Below are 18,542 nucleotides of genomic sequence, written 5' to 3' on the forward strand. Positions count from 1 at the left end.
CTGCCGGCTGCGGAGCGTGCGTATCTGCTGGAGGAGCTGAACCGGACGGCGGCGGCCTATCCGTCGGAGCGGTGCATCCATGAACTGTTCGAGCAGCAGGTGCAAAAGGCGCCGGAGGCGGTGGCGCTGGTCTTCGAGGACGAGCGGTTGAGCTATGGCGAGCTCAATGCGCGGGCCAACCGGCTGGCGCATCATCTGATCGGGCTCGGGGTCAGGCCGGATCAGCCGGTGGCGATCTGCCTGGAGCGCAGCCCGGCGATGGTGGTCGGGCTTTTGGCGATCCTCAAGGCCGGCGGCGCCTATCTGCCGCTGGACCCGGCCTATCCCTGCGCGCGGCTGCGGCAGGTTGTCGACGATGCCGCGCCGCGGCTGCTGCTTTGCGACGCGGCCGGCCGCGCCGCGCTCGGCGCCGAGGCGCTGGCCGATGTCAGTGTGGTCGATCTGGAGACGGTCACCCCGGCCTGGGCCGAGCTGCCCGCCTGCGATCCCGACCCGCGCGCGCTCGGCCTGACCGCGCGCCATCTCGCCTATGTCATCTACACCTCCGGATCAACCGGAACCCCAAAGGGCGTCATGGTCGAGCATGCCAGCACCGTCAATCTGCTGCATTGGAGCAGCGGCGTGTTTGCGGACTCCGAGATCAGCCGCACGCTGTTTTCTACCTCGATCAGTTTTGATCTGTCCGTCTATGAGTGCTTCGTTCCGCTGTCGCAAGGAAGCACGCTGTATCTTGTCGAGGATGCGCTGGCGCTGGCGCAGACGCCCTTGGATGTCTCCTTGATCAACACGGTCCCCTCGGCGATCGCCGCTCTGGTCGACCAGAAAGCGGTGCCGGCTTCGACAAGCGTTATCAACTTGGCCGGGGAGCGGCTGAAGGCAGATCTGATCGAGAGGGTCTTCGAGAGCAGCGGCGTTGAGAAGATCTGTAATCTGTACGCTCCTTCCGAGACGACGACGTACTCGACCTGGATTTGCATGCCGAGGGGAGAGGCTGTCGTCGAGACGATCGGGCGCCCGATTGCGAACACGCGGGTGTATCTTCTGGACGGGCATGGTGGGCCGGTGCCGTTCGGGGCGGTGGGCGAGCTTTGCATTGGCGGGGCAGGCGTTGCGCGGGGCTACCTGAACCGCCCTGAGCTGACGGCTGAGCGGTTCATCGCCAGCCCCTTTGTGGACGGCGATCGGCTGTACCGGACTGGCGATCTGGCGCGCTATCTGCCGGACGGCAATCTGGAGTTTTTGGGCCGCAACGACGAGCAGGTGAAGATCCGCGGCTTCCGCATCGAGCCGGGCGAGATCGCGGCGCGGCTTTGCGAGCATGCCTGGCTGCGCGAGGCGGTGGTGGTGGCGCGCCAGGACCGCGCCGGCGACAAGCATCTTGTCGCCTATGTGGTGTGCGCGCCCGAGGCCGGCTCGGACGACGACGATGGAGGCGGGCTTGCCGGCGCCTTGCGCGCGCATCTGGGTGCGCGGCTGCCGGACTACATGGTGCCGTCGGCGTTCGTGCGGCTTGCGGCGCTGCCCTTGACGCCGAACGGCAAGCTCGACCGCAAGGCACTGCCGGCGCCGGCCGACGACGCCTATGCGCGCCGCAGCTATGAGGCGCCGCGCGGCGCGGTCGAGACGGCGCTGGCGCAGATCTGGGCGGAGCTTCTCGGGGTCGAGCGGGTCGGGCGCCACGACCACTTCTTCGAACTGGGCGGCCACTCGCTGCTGGCGGTGCAGCTACTCAGCCGAGCATCAGATCTTGGACTGAATTTTAGCGCTGCCGATGCCTTCCAGGCCCCAGTTCTGAAGGACCTTGCATCGAAGGTTGGCTTGGAACCACAGCCCAGCAGTGCGGGAGTGATTTCCGTTCAAGCAACCGGATCGCAGCCACCGCTGTTCTTTGTTCCCACAGGTTTCGGCGATTGTTCCTATGTCGTCAGTTTGGTTAAGGAAATGAATGTAGACTGTCCCGTCTTTGCTTTGCCATGGCCGTCTTTCGATGAAGCTCGTCCACTGACCCTTGAAGCGATTGCTGACACGGTCATCTTGGCAATCAAAGAAATTCAGCCCCACGGTCCATACCGCTTCGCAGGATACTCGTCGGGCGGCATCCTCGCCTACGCCATAGCCCAGCGCTTACTGGCCCTGGATGATACCGTGTCCTTCATGGCGTTCATCGATGTTACGTTATTTGCGAATCGATCGAGCATGTCCCCCTCTCTGATCGTCCGAAACATGGTGTTGGAGCGTTTCGAATCGTTGAATGATGAAACCTTCGAAGTTTTGAAACGCTTTGCTGGACAATGTTCAATTGCTCAGCTGATTGAAAAGGCAAAGAGAATTGGGGCGATACCTCCGGATCGTGATCTCCACGATGACATTCTGATGTCGGAAAGAACCGCCCAATTTCATAGGGCATTGCAGTCGTATCAAGTTCCGTCCCTGCCAATCGAGATATATCAGTTTTATGCCATGGAGCCTCTCATCAGCCGTCGGATACCACCTGATAAAGCCTCAACAGGCCAAGAGGCTCGTTCGCCTATGCGCGGCTGGGACCGGGTCTTGAGTCCGGAGGCTATTACTGCCGTACCGATTGTAGGCGACCACGTGACGATGATGAGTGTTATGGAAAACCGCAAGGCTCTGGCCCGAGCTATTTCTACACCTTTAACCGGGGTTCTTGAAAAAGATTCCTAGCGAACTGCACCGAAGGTTCTGGCACCCAGACGAGGTTCAGTCTGGGATCGCGACAATCGCCAAATGTCGGAGAGTTCTGGCTCGGTGATCCAAAGATGGGAAGCATATGTGGTCTGCCGCCGCTGCTGATCGACGACCGAGTCGGGCAATTTCAAGGCCAAGCTGCATTGGCTGAGCTTCTCATCCGAAAAGTCAAAGGGACCAGATAGAATGGAGACTATCACCATTGATCAACAAAACATCCTCGTCGGCATCCGTCCAATAGAACCGGGCGACGAATCCACCTTGTACGATTCCGAAGTTACCTCGTTGGGACGCTCTGTTACCAAAGTTCTCCGCCAAAGCGGTGCTGCAAGAGTAGTCGCCAGAACACTCCTTGGGCAACTGGCATTCCCACCACTGCCGATCCTGAAGACGCGCTCTGGTGTTCCGATCTGGCCACCCGGCGTCGTCGGATCTTTGGCGCACCACGATACCGTAGCAGCCGCCGCCATTGCAGGGACGAAAAGGATTGCGGCTCTCGGCATCGACATTGAGCCTAATGAACCTCTGCCGGAGAACCTGATCGAATTGATTGCAACCCCTAACGAGCAACGCATGTACGATCTACATCTGCTCAAGCGGCGGGACCTCTTTGTTTTGAAGGAGGCTGTATATAAAGCCTATTTTCCACTATACGATGACTTTCTTGAGTTCCAGGACGTGGAAATTGATATCTCTGCGCGATTAGGGTACGTTGCGAAGGCAAATTGCACGTTTTCGCTCGAGTTACTTATTTCCAACAATATAATCGGGTTGGCGTATTCATGGCCGACATGCGGTGACCTTGCCCCGCTGATCTAATCCGGTTGACGTTCGTTCTGGCCCATCGAGAGGACCAGGACATGAACGTAGCCGCTTTTCTGAAGAGCAGATCATCCGAATTTTTGAAGGAACATGAGGACGGGGTGTCGGTTCGCGATCTGTGCCGCAAGCACGGGGTCAGCGACGCCTCGATTACAATTGGAAGGGCCGCTTCGGCGGAATGGATGTCGCCGAGGCTCGGCGACTGAAGGCTCTGGAGGACGAGAACACGCGGCTGAAGCGGCTTCTGGCCGACGCCATGCTCGCCAATGCCGCGTTGAAGGATGCCGCGCCAGAAGCCAACTGCCTGCGGGCAACGAGCCAACTTGGCTCGCAGAGTCCTTTGGCAGCCCGCGAGTACAGGGAGCCGGAACACGAACTGTTCCCGCAGACACGCGGCCTTTATCAACCAAAGAACCGATTTGATGGTGATGCCGCCATCGGGGCTTCGGCGCACCTGACGTCCCGTGGCGGCGCGAAAGACACCCGTGACCAGAGGGTTCGGATGATTTCCTGGCCGTGCCGAGTTTTCCGAACGGCGCTTCCAGACACGACGCGATGAGACCAGCGGAAGGAAATACAGGTCAGCATGTTGCGGCTGATATGGTGAAAGACGCCGGCGATCGTCCGCCTGACGCGGGAATTGAAACCCTCCACCGAACGTGGACCGTGTCGCGAACATATTCGTGGCTGGAATGCTTCACGGTCTCATGTTTGGCAAAACTCTCGCCGATAGCCATGAATGCCTTCGCCTCATCACTCATCAAATGCGAGTGGGTTTCGATCTGTATTTCAATCGCACGTTCGGCAGCACGCAACGAAAGACCGGTCACGACCGCGGCACGTGCGTCACCGGCCGGAGCGCCGGGCGTGACGTCGGCCGCTGCACCATCGCCATGACCGGCGCTTTCTCCGTATTCGCCTGACCTTTCCGGCCCCGTCCCGGAGGTGGTCATCCGGCCGCTTTCGGGACTTCCCCCGAGGTGGAAATGGTCGATCTCGACCGTGCCGTCGAGCATGTTTTTCCCGCGCCGTCATCAGCCGCGGGGCGTGACCCATGCGCCAGGCCGTCGGTTGGCTCACGCCAAGGATCTCGGCGAGCCGGACCGAGTACAAGCCCTTGTCCGACTGGAGCATTAGCCACATGGCTTCAGCCAAGCACGCAAGGGCAGCTTGGTCGAATGCACTTGGGTATGGTCGTCTCGTGAACTGGAACCGGCAAGCGCCATTGGAGCATTGATAAAGACCCGGTCGCGCAAGCCGCTTGCCTGTACGTATCGCGGCCGGCAAGCGCGATCGAACGCTTGTAACCACAGGCCGGACGGGTTCTGATCTTCTGGCCACACCATGGTTTTGTAGTGGCCGGCAATGCACTTCATCCCGGAAGGCCACGATCATTTCCTCAACGGTCCGAATGTTGGAAAGCGCCGTGAGCATCGTTTCAGGCATTCTCATCCCCTCCAGATCACCGTCCTGCATGGGACGGCCACGACCACAAGCCTTTAGCTGTCTTTAGTTGACGAGCGTGCGACGATGCCGCTCGATATGACAACACGATGTCCAACAAGGCGAATTGTCTATGGAACCTACCCTGACCCGAAAGGCCGAAAAACGGCAAACCCGCCAACCTGCTCGCTGCGCGGGGTACTACCGGGAGAGCCGCGAGATTTTTCAGCTCCAGCGGCGGACGGCCTCGGTCTCATAACCGGCGTGGTACTGGTGCCCAATCTCGGCCGCCGGTTGGGCGTCGGTCGACGGCGCTGCAGGTACTTCCGGGGATGATGATGGCGGCCGCGCCGCTCGATCTAGCGGGCGAGCGCGTGGAGAGACGATTTACGAGATACCGCGACAACTTTACACTAGCTGTTGACGTCGGAGACCTCTACGAACATAAATGCGACAACGTTTTCAGCTTGCCGCGTCTACGAGCCGGCGTCCCTCGCCATCCTAGGCCAGCGAGCCTTTGCCCGACTCATCAACTTGGAAGGCCCCGATCTCCCTCCGAGGAACCCGAACGATATTGCGATCATAGCCCACCCCAGAGGGGCCATGGGCAACCTCTGGAGGTACCTGCCGCATCGACCATCGGTTGGAATAGAAGAACTGCTCGGTTCCAAGAAACAGTCGCGACATAGATATCCATGGAACCGTGATCAGTCCCTCCGCTAACAATTTTGAGAGCACGGCACCGCTACCATACGCGCCGATGACGAAAGTGCCGTTGATCTCCTCTTTAATCGCGTGGAAGTAGGCGAGGATGGGGCCATCGATCTGCGTAGCTGGATAGTCCAAATCGACGGCGAAAAAAATCGTACTGCCTCTATCTTTCGGCTGGCCGACGCGCTTTGCGAACCCCATAGCACTCTTTGCATTTGCAGTGCCGATCGAGCTCGAGAAATTGGAAATATGGCGGCTGCTGTCCTGGAAAATCGGTAGAATTCCGAAACCCTGCCTAGATAGCAGTTTCGCCTCCTCCGGTATGATGGTTTTTGGCCTCGCGGATCTCGCGTAATACCGAATGACCGTGGTCACCGCCGATCTTCGCAAGAAAGTGAGAAATTTCCGGCCCGCCTTATTGTTGAAACGGACGCTGACATCCGCTGCGGACCATCCGTCCGCCTTCGCGAAGTCTTCACAATAGGGCATGGGCTTTCCCGCTACAAGGCGCACCACCGACTTCGCTTTCGCCGACGGAATGTGCGCTATTCACATATTCAACGAGCGTGCTGCTCCTTCTGGCTGAATGTGGAATCCGGCATACGGATCAGGGCAAGACGCGCAGGTAGTAAGGTGAGTCGCTCGGCGGGCCGAAGCGGCCGAAAACCTGCGCGATAGTGGACTGCGTATCCTTGTTTGACAGATTCAGGCACGCCTTTAGCAATGTTGAGGTGACGGCGAAACTGCCAGGGCTTCCACCATCGAAAGCGGCAAGGCAGGTTAAAGATAAATGGATTTTCGCGGAGTCGGATTGATCCAGCATGAAGCAATTGAATGCAGTCGGGTCGCCGTATCTGCTCAGATAGACACTGATGGGCTTCGCCAAATCGACGCCCGCTTTGTCGCCGTCGGCAGCATCGGCGCAAATTGACGCAAGGGTACTTGGCAAATCCGCAACGGCCATCGTGCGGTTCTGGGTCTTCGAAGCCGTGGCGGCCTCTACCTGGTTCGGCACCATTTGCATGGCATTCTGCCACGTACTAGGATCCAAGTTCAGAATTGAGCCTTCGGACAGTTTCTGGATCAAGGCTGAGCAAATCCTCTCCGCTTCGAGGGGGCCGCTGCTCTGTGCGCCGATTACCAGGAAGAGGCCCGCAGTTGTTTCTGCGATGGGGTTCATAGTTGCTTTCTTATAAAAGCGGGGCCGGAGTTCGTCGGCACCGCGGGCAGCCGGACCTGATCTATGACGCTGGCGAGGTTCCTTCGAATTGACACCGTCGGTTGGTGCGCTGCTGCTTTCGAGACCAATCATGAGGATCAGACCTGGGGCGTGATGTCTTGTTGCGGGGTCGAGCCGCCGTTAAAGAAGTTCTTGGCATTCGTAAACTGCTCGGTGGCGTTCTTATTCACGATCTCCTGGAAGTTTTTGTAATCGGGGCCGCCTTTGCGGATCCGGCGAGTCTGAACGATGTTGGTAACCTCGTTATAGCTTATGTCGACGTTGACGTATTGTGTCGACGAGCAAGAAGATTTTAGATCAAGGAAGTACTCATTGAACTCGATTTGTCGTAGAACAATTGCTCCGTAGTCGTAATATCCGCCTGCCCCGTTATCGAGAAGGTAGCTTTGGTAGGTGCATGTCAGAGCCTTGTACTGCTGCGACTTGCTGTTGGCGCTGAAGGTCAGGTTGCCCATCTCAGTGAGGAAGGACTGGAAATCCCTTAGCAGAGACGCCCCGTCAGTGACGATCGCCTTCGCGATCAAGGAGAGGAACGTGGCTGAAACGGAGGTGCCAGCAAACTTGTTTGAGTAACCTTTCTGTTTTTGCCCTCCCATCGAAAGATCGGGAATGTTGGCCACAACGTTCGTCCAGGTGTTGATGTCAAGTTTTTTCGCATCAACGTTAGGATAATGGGTATGCATGTAGTCGTGAATGAGTCCTCCTATAGCCAGAAGGTTGTCCTGATTTTGTTTCATGATGCCGCTGTACGCCGGGTCATCGGTCTTCTGACCAATGAGGTGAAACTGTACTGTTCCTTGATCGTTGGCGATCGTGTCGTCACTGGGGCGCGCAGCACCTGGCTGGGCCAAAACCAGCGACTTGGCGCCGAAAAACGCGCTCGCCGCCTCATAGTTCTTGTCCGAACATCTCTGTTCATGCCCTTGAAAAATGCGCTGCGACCGCGTTCAACATGCTTATCTTCCTTTTCTGAGCGTTGCTGTAAAAGCCGCAAAGTGCCTGGAGTGCGTAAACGCTTGAGCATCAGGTGATCTTTGCGTGTCTTCACTGGCTGTATACTAGTTTTTTTCCGATCCCCACCTTTGCGTCAGGCAGACCTTTCTCTGCGCGCCGCCATTTTGCGATAGCGGAGCGGCGAGAGCCCATGGATCGCCTTGAAGGCCGTGGAGAAATTGTTGCTGTTTTCGTAGCCTAAGGATTCAGCGACCTCGGCCACGCTTTCATGCCCGCTTCGCAAGCGGGCGGCAGCCTCCATCATCCGATAGTGCCGGAACCAGGTCATAGGCCCGCAGCCAAAGGCAGCCTCGAAGCGGTTGACCAGCGTTGTCTTGTTGGTCCCGGCTATGCGCGCCAGTTCGCCGAGGGCGATCTGCTGATCGACTCGCTGTGCCAGCAGAGCGCAAGCCTTCTGAACGAGGGGGTCGGCTGAGAAGAATAGCGGTGCAGAACGCCGCGCGATCTGAGCGACGCAGGCAGTCACTCTGCTCACAACTTCCTGCTCGATCAGTGGCCACAACAGGTAATCGGAATACCCGTCGGAGAAAACCGCCTCTCGGTCCAGCCTGTCTTCGGAAACCAGGGCTAGTTGCACCAGTTCGGAAGAGAGCTTCGCATGACCGTACCCATGTTGCTCCCATTCGCGGCAATCGATGATGACGATTTGCGCGCAGCGCCCCGGCCGCAACAAACGGTGCTCAAGAATATCGATCTGCCGCACTTCGTTGGGCAGATTGCCGAAGATCCGAGAACTCGCAATTGTGCCAAACACTTACCTGCCAAAGGGTCCGGGCCAAGATACGCGGCCAGAATCGATGCATGCACCTCGGTAACACCCTGAGAACATGGCCTGCGAAGGCCTTGACGCGGCCGAACGGCGGTCGAAGAAGGTGGGTCTTGGTTTGTGTAGTTGGGTGGAAGTGTGAATACCTTCTTCACAGCAGATGCTCGCTCAACGTCGGCGCGCGTCGGTTTCACTGAGTTGGCAGCGGAACCAGCATCGCGTCCCGACGGACGAGGGGGTAATGAACTGGCTCGGTCCTGAAGATAGTGCCAGACTTCGATCGCATCACGCTTCTTCCCTTGGCGAAGCATCAGCCGTTTGCCCTCTCATTGTCGATGGATGCGCCAACTCTGTTCCCGCCGCCGCTGCGGCGGCAATCTTGTGGCGCAACCAGTGATGCTCTGGGTCGCGATGGCAGCGCTCGTGCCAAATCAGCCCAACCTCGTAAGGCGACAGTTCCACCGGCGGATCGAGAATCGCTAGGGGGAGCAAGGCGGCGATCCGTGTCGCGACGCGGTGTGGTACAATCAGCACCAGATCGGTCGCCGCGACGGCCACAGCAGTCGTCAGGAGATTGGACACCAGCACCGGATCGCAATCTTGGAGGTGTAAATTGGCCAGATCATCATGTACCCGGCCGAAGCCATCCTTCGAATCCGAGCCAATGGCAGCGTGGCGCAGGGCAGCGAAGGTCTCGATCGTCCATTCCTGGGCCAGGGCTGGGTGGTCGCAACGTAGCAGGCAGGCGAAGCGGTCAGTATAGAGCCTGCGCCGAAAGAAGCCCGGTGGAGTGCCACCGGTCTGCCCAACGGCCAGATCGATCTCGCCTTGCTCAAGCCGCCGGAGCGCGCCTGTTAGAAACGAGCCGGTTACGATGTCGAGATTAGGCGCGTGCTCGCGCAGCAGGGGTAGGAGAGGCGGCAGCAAGATCAGGGCTTGATGGTCGGGTATCGCCATTATTGTCTTTGATCGCCTTTCCCCCTGGCGGTTCACCATCCCGCGGAGCGCATCCAACACCGGCGGCAGCATTTGGGCCAACCGTTCGGCCTGCGGCGTCGGGACCAAGCCGCTCGAGCCGCGAACCAAAAGATCGTCATTGAAAATGCCACGCAGCCGTGTCAACGCTCGGCTCATCGACGGTTGGCTCAAGCGCACGTGCCGAGCCGCATGCGTGCCGTTGCGGTGCTCCAGCAGCGCCTCAAGAGACAACAGTAAGTTTAGGTCAATGGAGGCCAGCATTTTCTGTTGCCGTGCGGCGCGAGCGCCCTCGACAACCAGTCGTGGCCGCTCACGCGTCTTTGAAGAAATCGGCCGACGGCAAGAGAGCTCACCCATGTCTTTTCCTCTTGTTTTAATATGGAATGTGCTCAAGCTAACGTCTTGAGATCTGGCGTGCGGTGTAGGTCGATGCTGCTTAGCACATCAACGATGTCGCCAACCGGGTTGGTCGACATATTCATACACGGGCTCTCGATCAGCGAAGCGATGACAGTCGAATGCTCGACACCGACGGACCCGGCGACCAGAGCCCTTATTGCGGATCGGCTCAACTAGTTTGACGAGTGGGCGCAGCCGCGAGTTCTTCGCTTGCCAGCACAATCGGCTACAATCCAACTGTAGTTGGTCGGCGGTCATCGCCATCGGGCTTACCATAGCACATTAACCAAGCCTCGCCGCGGCGAGGCCGGAATGCTGCCCTGATTCACTTGGTCGCGATCAGCCTCATACTGGCAAGTCCGCCGCCTCGAGTTTGGCGAGAAAGCCGCCGCACCATCGATAGACATCGTGGCCTTTGAGACTGTTCTTCATTGCGCTCCAACGGTCTTTCCGTTCCTCTGGTGACATGCGAAATGCCTTTTCCGTGGAGGCCGCCACAGCCTCTGGGTCATAGGGATTGACGAGCACCGCTCCCTCCAACTGGCCAGCGGCGCCGGCAAATTGCGAGAGCACGAGGAGCCCGGATTGCTTGGGTCTTGCGCAGCCACGTATTCCTTCGCCACCAGGTTCATGCCGTCGCGGAGCGGCGTCACTAGACCAACGCGTGCCATTCGGTAGAGGCCGGCCAGTTCCAGCGGGCCATGGGAACGATTGGTGTAGTGTACTGGTACCCAATCGATGGTTCCAAGTTCCCCATTGACACTTCCCACCAGTTCGGCGATGTGCTTTTGCAGCGCTAGATAGGCCGGTATTTCCCCGCGGGATTTCGGGGTAATCTGCAGCAGTAGCGTCTTGCGGACGCGATGACTGTTACGATCAAGGAAATGGCGAAACGCCACGATGCGCTGATCGATGCCCTTGGAATAATCCAATCGGTCGACACCAATGGCGACGTCACAGCCAGCAGTCTTCTTGTAAACTTCCTGCAGATCCCCGTCGCGCGTCGCTAGCTTTGCGAGGCTCTCGAACTTGGCCGTGTCGATACCGATTGGAAAAACCCCGCAGAGAAACTGTCGCCCTTTGACTAGGCAGCTACCGTCTTTCATGAGACGCCCTAGGTTTCGGCGGCTTAGACATTCGGCGAAGTTGTTAGATCGTCGTCGGTTTGAAAGCCGACAAGGTCATAGAACGAAAGCGCTTCCAGTAATTCTTCGCAGAGCGGCACGGTGGCGAGGATGTCCGCCGGCGGCCATGGTATGTGCAGGAAAAAGCCGATCCGGTTGCGGCAGCCGCGCTCGCGCAGTTCTTTCCCTAGAGGGATCAGGTGATAATCTTGCACCCATATGACGTCGTCCTCGCGGTGGAGCGGCATCAAAGACTCTGCGAAGAGTCGGTTGACGCGGTAGTATCCTGACTTTCTCGCGTCGTTGTATTCGGCGAGGTCGACACGGCAGTGGAAGACCGGCCAAAGAACCCTGTTGGCGAAGCCGTAGTAATATTCGTCCAGATCCTTCTCCGAGAGATCGGCAAGGGCATAGGTGATGCCGTTGGCCTCCTGCATCGTCGGTGACGCCTGTTTCTTCTCGGCTTTCACCTTCCCCGACCAGCCCATCCAAAGGCCGCCTCGTTGCTTGAGCGCGGCGTTCAGCGCAATGGCCATTCCGCCCGGGGGCAGTGACCCGTGCTCGTCGGGCAGCGCAACCCTGTTTGACACGATGACCAGTCTACGATCTCCACCGTCCCCACCGACACTCATAATGTTCTTCATGATCACTCCTGTTGCCTGCCAGCTTTTTGGCTTTGATCACAGCCAAGTTAGGGACGGTCACCAGGTGGGACAATCTCATTAGGCGTATGGCAGAATAGCGCACACAAATAGTACTAAGCGGGGCAGGAACTGAGCTCCGAAAGCTTCGGTTTTTCGATCATTTTTCTCCTGATTTAACTGAGAGCGTGGGCCGATTCCCTACGACCACTAGTGTGGCAGACCGGCGCCTCCGGGTTCGCGATGAGCGCATCATCCTACCAACTGTCCCAGAGCTTTGTCACCACGTCTACGAATTCGCCCGCGCTCTTGTAGCGGTAGGCGTGGGTTGGATGTCGGTCAAAGCCGAAACTCAACGCCGCGACCCTCCCATTGGCCAGACACGCTTTCATTGACTGCGATCGGCGCCTGGTGCGTCAAACTTGGTCGGGCTGACCGAACGGATTGCCTTCCTGCGCAAGCTGCAAATCGACTGCTTCATCTGACGGCATCGATCAACACCCGTGCCGTTGTGCCCTCGACGATCCTGAAGAAGCTCTCGGCATCACCGAAGGAAAGCCAACTGGCCAAAGCTCTTCGAGCCCGTCAAGAACAGCGCCTCGCGCGGAAGCGGGTCACAGGGTCGGGGGCATGTCGCGATGCGTTCGCAAATACTGCAGTGTTCTGCAAGTCAACAGCTCGTATATCGAGATGGCAGCGCCTCTCGGTAGCGCGGGTTCTGCCGGCCGCATCGACCGCCGCGCCTCCGCCAGATCGAGCGGCGTAGAGCCTCCAATATTGCGTTCGCGCCGCTGTCCTAGCCAGCGAAGGTCGTGTTCGTCATCCCCGCGGTTCGCGTGCACCCGCCGCTGGCCCTCATCTGATGCGCGCTTGGCCCTGCGGACAGCAGACAGCGAAGCCGCCATGGCCGCGAAAGTCTCGCAATGGCGGCTCGATTCCAAGTGCCGCCCGCCACTTTTGCGAGGTGATCCGCACAGGTGCCCGGCGTGGATCATGCCATCCATCCCTTGACCGCATCATTGCCATCGTCCTCCTTCAGCCGGCCGAGCCTCCCGGACGCCGGATCGACGGTCTGCGCTGTCTTACCGAGTTTCAGCCTTTGCTATCGCCTCCTGCCCTCCCTGCCGCGCACGCGGCGTAGGACTGTCACTCTACCCTGCTAGCATCGCCTCACTCACGCCGGAAAGAATGTCGTCAACGTCCATCCTGTGCGGCAAACGTCACAGCAATAAGACAGAACGCAGAAACGCCATAATGGCGTCCTGCCAAGCAATGAGCATCGAGGATGCCGAGGCCTCAGTCATCCATGAGTTCGATTCCTGCAAGCGGGCCGGCTCTTTAACCGGCCTTCCCTGGCGCTCGCGCGCCGGCAAGCTCCTGTCGGCTTTATGAAGTCGGTGACCGGCTTAAGGTTCCTGATTCCCGCACTGGGCATTTTTGCTGACCCGCTGAATTGGATCAGGCTACCCTAGCGACAAAAAGACTCGGCACAATCTGGGTGCCGGGTCTTTAAGGTCACATTCGTGATTGGGCAGGTGCTGTGACGCTTCTTGGCTACGCCCGCACGATTAACGAGCCGTTAACTGCGGGGATATCTCAGCTTCTATTCGGCGGCAAGAAGCCGGCGTTTTGGTTTCTCCCGGATCATTCGCGATTTAAATCAAATCCGCCTGTGGATATTGACGATTGCGCGACCATCACCTCGTAGACGGCTAATGCGGGCGGTAACTAAGAGGGTCATATGACTAGCTATTTTTCCGCCGCGCGAGTGCATTTAGATCGAGCGTATCATTACCTGCGTGGCGATGACCCGATGAGTCGGAGGGGGCGCGAAGCCTTGGATCTGCTAATTGAGGCGGTTGCCGTCGAAGAGCTCAAGCAGCCGCGACAAGACGCGGGGGTGCTAATGTTTCCGAATGGGCGCCGCTTCTGAGGCGATCTCTTGGTGGCCACCATGAACATGTGCGCAAACACCCTCAGTATACAGCCCGTCCCGGCATGAACCGAGTCGTGCAATCGAATGGGGCCCGAATCGTGTCGCTCACAACCACTCGAATTGAGCTGCCCAGGCTGAAGGTCGCATCATCTTCATCGGCGGCAGCTATTCCGGAATGGCCGCCGCCCTACAGGTTGCTCCGCGCCCGACGCCGGACTGCGGCGGAACCGTTTTGCCTGTCATCCGCATGGTTGCTGTCCCAGGACGGCGTCGATGCGGCCGAAATCGCGAACGGTTGCGTGAGCAGCTTTCGCGCTACGAGACGCTCGCCTGGTAGAACCGAACGGCCGAACGGGTGAGGGAGCCGCGACGCTTTCGGCGTCCTACTCGCCGACGGCGGAGGCCGTCGAGTTGTCTTTTCGCTACCGGCATTTCAGATACGCTGCCAAGGGTTAAGGGGCTGGCATGGGGCAAGACCCACTGCCGCTACTGTCTTGGCTATGAACTCGACCGGGGACGGCTCGGCGCGATTGTTACCAGATCCTGCTCGGTCCACCAGGCACTTCGTCTGCCCGAATGGGGAGGCGCCCGCTGCTTTGCCCTGCGGGACGAATGCCCATTTCCATAATCATTGCATATATCGGTGTTAGGAAGGTCCGAATCTGAAACGAAAACAAATCGGGCGAGGCTTGATCATGTCGACCGCTAGCCAAGGGAAATCGCCTGCACAGCTTTTCCGCCATCTATCGGCCAAGTGGCCTGCGGCGTTCAATCCAAAAGCGCCCAGGCCGCTCAAGATCGGCATTCATCATGAGATTCGCGTGCTTGACGGCGAACTGTCCGATGATGAATTGAGGAGAGCCCTGCTGGCCTATACCAGGATGGCCAAATATTTGGCGAGACTGGATGCCGGTGCCGCACGGGTCGATCTCGATGGCAAGACCGCCGGCGTGGTCTCGGATGCGGACGCGGCGACCGCCAAGGCTTTGCTTCGCGCCCGCAAGGACAAGCAAGAGTCCAACCAAACGCCGGAACCAAGGGTAGAGCCTCAAGCGCCACCCAACCCGAAACCGAAGCGACGTGCCGTGTTCGAGGCGAAGAATACGGCCGACAGCCCGACCGACATAGTCGTTGAGACGAAGCGTCGCCGGTCATTCCGAAGGCCGGTGGCTTGATCGCCGCTGACCGATGGGCTCGTGCCGACCGGAACAGCCCCTGAGGGTCGGAGCACATGGCGACGCCCTGTGCCGATCCGAATTGCCGCGAGTGCGCGAAAAACGGAGTGGTCGGTCATCCCTTCTTCGAGATGAGCGAAAGCCGGACGCTATTCCGATGGTCGTTCTGGCCACCGCTGCGACCGTTATCGTTCGGGATGGCAGTCACGTCGATGCCGGCCCCAGATTGACTGTGGCCGCTTCACGAGCCCACGCTGCTGTTTGGATCTGGACGACAAGCGGTCGCTGGTGCCTCATGCTCTCGGCGACTTGGGGGAGGTGCGAATATTATCTAGGCCGATCACACGGTTTTCGCCACCGCTCCCACATACTCTTGAACGGCTTTCGAATAAGCCACGACGGCAGCGGCCCTCCGCACCCCCCGGCCCGCGCTTTTGCCCTCTTGTCCCGCTTTCCCAGACGGCCATAGGGCCGGCGTTCGCGCCAAATATTTCCGGCCGGATCCGACTTCAAAGAAAAGGGCGGCATTGGTGCCGCCCTTTCCGTATCTGAAGGCTGATGGGCTGGATTAGAAATCCATGCCACCCATGCCGCCGCCGCCCATGCCGCCAGCCGACTCCTTCTTCGGAGCCTCCGCGATCATGGCTTCGGTGGTGACCAGCAGGCCGGCGACTGAGGCCGCGTCCTGGAGTGCCGTGCGCACGACCTTGACCGGATCGACGATACCCATGGCGATCATGTCGCCATATTCGCCGGTCTGGGCGTTGTAACCGAAGGTCGCGCTGTTGTTCTCGAGGATCTTGCCGGCAACGATTGATGCTTCCGCACCGGCGTTAGCCGCGATCTGACGGGCCGGAGCCTGCAGCGCGCGACGCACGATGGCGATGCCAGCGGTCTGGTCGGAGTTGGCGCCGACAGCCTTGATGCTCAGCGAAGCGCGCAGGAGTGCGACGCCGCCGCCGGGAACGATGCCTTCTTCGACGGCCGCGCGGGTCGCGTTGAGGGCGTCATCGACGCGGTCCTTCTTTTCCTTGACTTCGATCTCGGTCGCACCGCCGACGCGGATGACGGCAACGCCGCCCGCCAGCTTGGCGAGACGTTCCTGCAGCTTCTCCTTGTCATAGTCCGAGGTGGTCTCCTCGATCTGCTGCTTGATCTGGGCGACGCGGCCCTGGATCTCGGCCTTCTTGCCGGCGCCGTCGACGATGGTGGTGTTCTCCTTGGAGATCGACACCTTCTTGGCGCGGCCGAGCATGTTGAGGCCAACATTCTCGAGCTTGATGCCGAGGTCTTCGGAAATGACCTGGCCACCGGTGAGAATGGCGATGTCTTCCAGCATGGCCTTGCGGCGATCACCGAAGCCCGGCGCCTTGACTGCGGCGATCTTCAGGCCGCCACGCAGCTTGTTGACGACCAGCGTGGCCAGGGCCTCGCCTTCGACGTCTTCCGAGATGATGACCAGCGGCTTCGAGGTCTGCACGACAGCCTCGAGGATCGGCAGCATGGCCTGCAGATTGGAGAGCTTCTTCTCGTGGAGAAGGATGTAGGCGTCTTCCAGATCCGCAACCATCTTGTCGGCGTTGGTGACGAAGTAGGGCGAGAGATAGCCGCGGTCGAACTGCATGCCTTCGACGACTTCGAGTTCGGTCTCGGCGGTCTTGGCTTCCTCGACCGTGATGACGCCCTCGTTGCCGACCTTCTGCATCGCTTCGGCGATCATCGAGCCGACCGAAACGTCGCCATTGCCGGCGATGGTGCCGACCTGGGCAACCTCTTCCGAGGTCTTGATCTTCTTGGCGTTCTTGATCAGCGTCGCGACGACGTCGCTCACCGCGAGGTCGATGCCGCGCTTCAGGTCCATCGGGTTCATGCCGGCGGCAACCGCCTTGTGGCCTTCCTGGACGATCGACTGCGCCAGAACGGTCGCGGTCGTGGTGCCGTCGCCGGCGATGTCGTTGGTCTTCGAAGCAACTTCGCGGACCATCTGCGCGCCCATGTTCTCGAACTTGTCCTCAAGCTCGATTTCCTTGGCGACAGTGACGCCGTCCTTGGTGATGCGCGGTGCGCCGAACGACTTGTCGATGACGACGTTGCGGCCCTTGGGGCCGAGCGTGACCTTCACTGCGTCGGCGAGGATGTTGACGCCGCGCAGCATGCGCTCACGGGCATCGCGAGAAAATTTTACGTCTTTGGCAGCCATTTTTAGCTCCTGGCAGGGGCTTGAATTGAGCCCTAGGATTTAAGTGATGGTGAGGCCGATATTCAGCCGATGATGCCCATGATGTCGGATTCCTTCATGATCAGAAGGTCTTCGCCATTGAGCTTGACTTCGGTGCCCGACCACTTGCCGAACAGGATGCGATCGCCGGCCTTGACGTCCAGCGGGACGAGCTTGCCGGCTTCGTCGCGGGCGCCGGAACCAACGGCGATGATCTCGCCTTCCTGCGGCTTTTCCTTCGCCGTATCGGGGATGATGATCCCGCCGGCAGTCTTGGATTCGGATTCAACCCGGCGTACGACCACGCGGTCATGCAGCGGTCGGAAATTCGACTTTTCCATTTTCGGATTTTCCCTGGTGCGGATGTTGAGGGTTCTGTTAGCACTCGCCACAGGCGAGTGCTAACGCGGTAGTGAGGTAGTCTGTAAGCGGGTACTCGTCAAGACGGACGAGGGCAGGGCGAAAGCAAAAAGATGTCGGAAGGGGTGTCACGGATCGCATTGCCGAGGCTGAGCGCTTGGCGCGCGGCAGCCGCAGCTTTCGGCCTCGGTAGAACGACATCGGTAAAGCCACGGCCATTGCGAGATGGATCGAAATTTCATTCGGCAGGTACGACATCATCCTGCCTGCAAACAGATCCTTGCGTGCCGTCGAACTTGCCGCCCCCGCCGGTCGAGGTGACGATGTGATAGCTCAGGTCCACGTCCGCCTTTGATTGCTGGTGTGGGTCGGCGCCAGCTGCTGGCACCACCACAACCACGCCCCCCAATATGGTTGTCGCGCCGTTGACAGCGAGCCGATCGCTCTTGTTTGGGCCAATCTCGATATACAGTGCACTGCCCTTCTTGAACGTCACGTCCCCGTTCGACGTCAGCGTGCCGATCCCGTTACCGGGCGACACGCAACCGCCGCCACCGACTTCAATACCGCCGACCGTCCCCGTGCCTCCCAACCTGCCGGGCTTATTGACGATGACTTTCGAGGTGATCGAGCCGTCCACTATCAATAGCCCGTCATTGATCACGGTATCGCCCCTGTAGGTGCTGTGGCCGGTCAGCCGCAAGGTACCGGGGCCGGATTTGGTAAGGCCTCCCAGATAGCTGTTGGGCTCGGCAAGTCGCGCACTAAATGCAGACGCGCGTGCCTCATTGGCATTGAACTCGGCGACGCGATCCTGGGTGATCGCTTTCCGTATCGTGCCAAGGCTTGCTTTGCTGGTGCCGGTGAAGTCGAGGAACTGCGGCGCCAGCGGGATCTTCCTGTCGGGGAACGTGGCCGCGAACGCGTCGAAGAGATAGAGGAGGATCGGATTTTCACTCATTCCGCTTGGAGCCGGGAGGTCGTCTCCTTCGGAGGGGCCCTTCGC

13 protein-coding genes and 3 pseudogenes are annotated in these 18,542 nt (G+C 59.3%); 6 read left to right on the top strand and 10 right to left on the bottom strand.

Going from position 1 to position 18,542, the window contains the following annotated elements; translation table 11 throughout:
- The 3 genes and pseudogenes from EOA85_RS37340 to EOA85_RS07170 form a co-directional block, all read left to right on the top strand.
- On the top strand, nt 1-2,685 hold a 2,685-nt coding region (locus EOA85_RS37340), incomplete at its 5' end, for an amino acid adenylation domain-containing protein (RefSeq protein WP_164759530.1).
- A 210-nt stretch (nt 2,686-2,895) separates the two neighbouring features.
- The gene (locus EOA85_RS07165; RefSeq protein ID WP_127208880.1) at nt 2,896-3,528 is read left to right on the top strand and encodes a 4'-phosphopantetheinyl transferase superfamily protein; all 633 of its coding nucleotides are present in this window, start codon (nt 2,896-2,898) and stop codon (nt 3,526-3,528) included.
- Nucleotides 3,529-3,598: 70 nt separating this feature from the next.
- A pseudogene (locus EOA85_RS07170) lies at nt 3,599-3,814 on the top strand (transposase); the annotation flags it as partial.
- A gap of 298 nt (nt 3,815-4,112) precedes the next feature.
- Here EOA85_RS07170 and EOA85_RS07175 read toward each other — a convergent pair.
- The 7 genes and pseudogenes from EOA85_RS07175 to EOA85_RS07205 form a co-directional block, all read right to left on the bottom strand.
- A complete protein-coding gene (locus tag EOA85_RS07175) occupies nt 4,113-4,547 on the bottom strand; it encodes a transposase (RefSeq protein ID WP_127208881.1) in 435 nt (144 codons plus the stop codon).
- 928 nt (nt 4,548-5,475) lie between these two features.
- Nucleotides 5,476-6,174, bottom strand: coding sequence for a glycoside hydrolase domain-containing protein (locus EOA85_RS07180; RefSeq protein ID WP_127208882.1), 699 nt, complete (start codon nt 6,172-6,174; stop codon nt 5,476-5,478).
- Nucleotides 6,175-6,292: 118 nt separating this feature from the next.
- Nucleotides 6,293-6,865 carry a glutamate acetyltransferase gene (locus EOA85_RS07185; protein WP_127208883.1) on the bottom strand — a complete coding sequence of 191 codons (573 nt, stop codon included), beginning with the start codon at nt 6,863-6,865 and terminating at the stop codon, nt 6,293-6,295.
- A gap of 137 nt (nt 6,866-7,002) precedes the next feature.
- On the bottom strand, nt 7,003-7,776 hold the full coding sequence (locus EOA85_RS07190) for a hypothetical protein (RefSeq protein WP_245485635.1): 774 nt from the start codon (nt 7,774-7,776) through the stop codon (nt 7,003-7,005).
- A 236-nt stretch (nt 7,777-8,012) separates the two neighbouring features.
- Complete coding sequence (locus EOA85_RS07195) at nt 8,013-8,693, bottom strand: AraC family transcriptional regulator (RefSeq protein WP_127208885.1); 681 nt, start codon at nt 8,691-8,693, stop codon at nt 8,013-8,015.
- Between the two features lie 297 nt (nt 8,694-8,990).
- Nucleotides 8,991-9,944, bottom strand: a complete 954-nt coding sequence (locus EOA85_RS07200; RefSeq protein WP_189522650.1) for a LysR family transcriptional regulator — start codon at nt 9,942-9,944, stop codon at nt 8,991-8,993.
- A gap of 483 nt (nt 9,945-10,427) precedes the next feature.
- Nucleotides 10,428-11,838: pseudogene (locus EOA85_RS07205) on the bottom strand (trehalose-6-phosphate synthase).
- Between the two features lie 481 nt (nt 11,839-12,319).
- Between EOA85_RS07205 and EOA85_RS40075 the strand changes: the two are divergent.
- From EOA85_RS40075 to EOA85_RS07220, 3 genes and pseudogenes are all read left to right on the top strand, one after another.
- Nucleotides 12,320-12,427, top strand: a pseudogene (locus EOA85_RS40075) (Tn3 family transposase); the annotation flags it as partial.
- 1,161 nt (nt 12,428-13,588) lie between these two features.
- Nucleotides 13,589-13,780 (top strand): hypothetical protein, encoded by a 192-nt coding sequence (locus EOA85_RS38725; RefSeq protein ID WP_127208887.1) that lies wholly within the window; start codon nt 13,589-13,591, stop codon nt 13,778-13,780.
- 698 nt (nt 13,781-14,478) lie between these two features.
- A complete protein-coding gene (locus tag EOA85_RS07220; RefSeq protein WP_127208888.1) occupies nt 14,479-14,958 on the top strand; it encodes a ProQ/FinO family protein in 480 nt (159 codons plus the stop codon).
- A 568-nt stretch (nt 14,959-15,526) separates the two neighbouring features.
- Here EOA85_RS07220 and groL read toward each other — a convergent pair.
- The 3 genes from groL to EOA85_RS07235 all read right to left on the bottom strand — a co-directional run.
- Nucleotides 15,527-17,158 carry a chaperonin GroEL gene (gene groL / locus EOA85_RS07225; protein WP_127208889.1) on the bottom strand — a complete coding sequence of 544 codons (1,632 nt, stop codon included), beginning with the start codon at nt 17,156-17,158 and terminating at the stop codon, nt 15,527-15,529.
- Nucleotides 17,159-17,220: 62 nt separating this feature from the next.
- Nucleotides 17,221-17,517 (bottom strand): co-chaperone GroES, encoded by a 297-nt coding sequence (gene groES / locus EOA85_RS07230; protein ID WP_127208890.1) that lies wholly within the window; start codon nt 17,515-17,517, stop codon nt 17,221-17,223.
- 257 nt (nt 17,518-17,774) lie between these two features.
- On the bottom strand, nt 17,775-18,542 hold a 768-nt coding region (locus EOA85_RS07235), incomplete at its 5' end, for an autotransporter-associated beta strand repeat-containing protein (RefSeq protein ID WP_206523255.1).

This window comes from Mesorhizobium sp. M5C.F.Ca.IN.020.29.1.1 (genome assembly GCF_003997375.1).
Lineage (GTDB): Bacteria > Pseudomonadota > Alphaproteobacteria > Rhizobiales > Rhizobiaceae > Mesorhizobium > Mesorhizobium wenxiniae.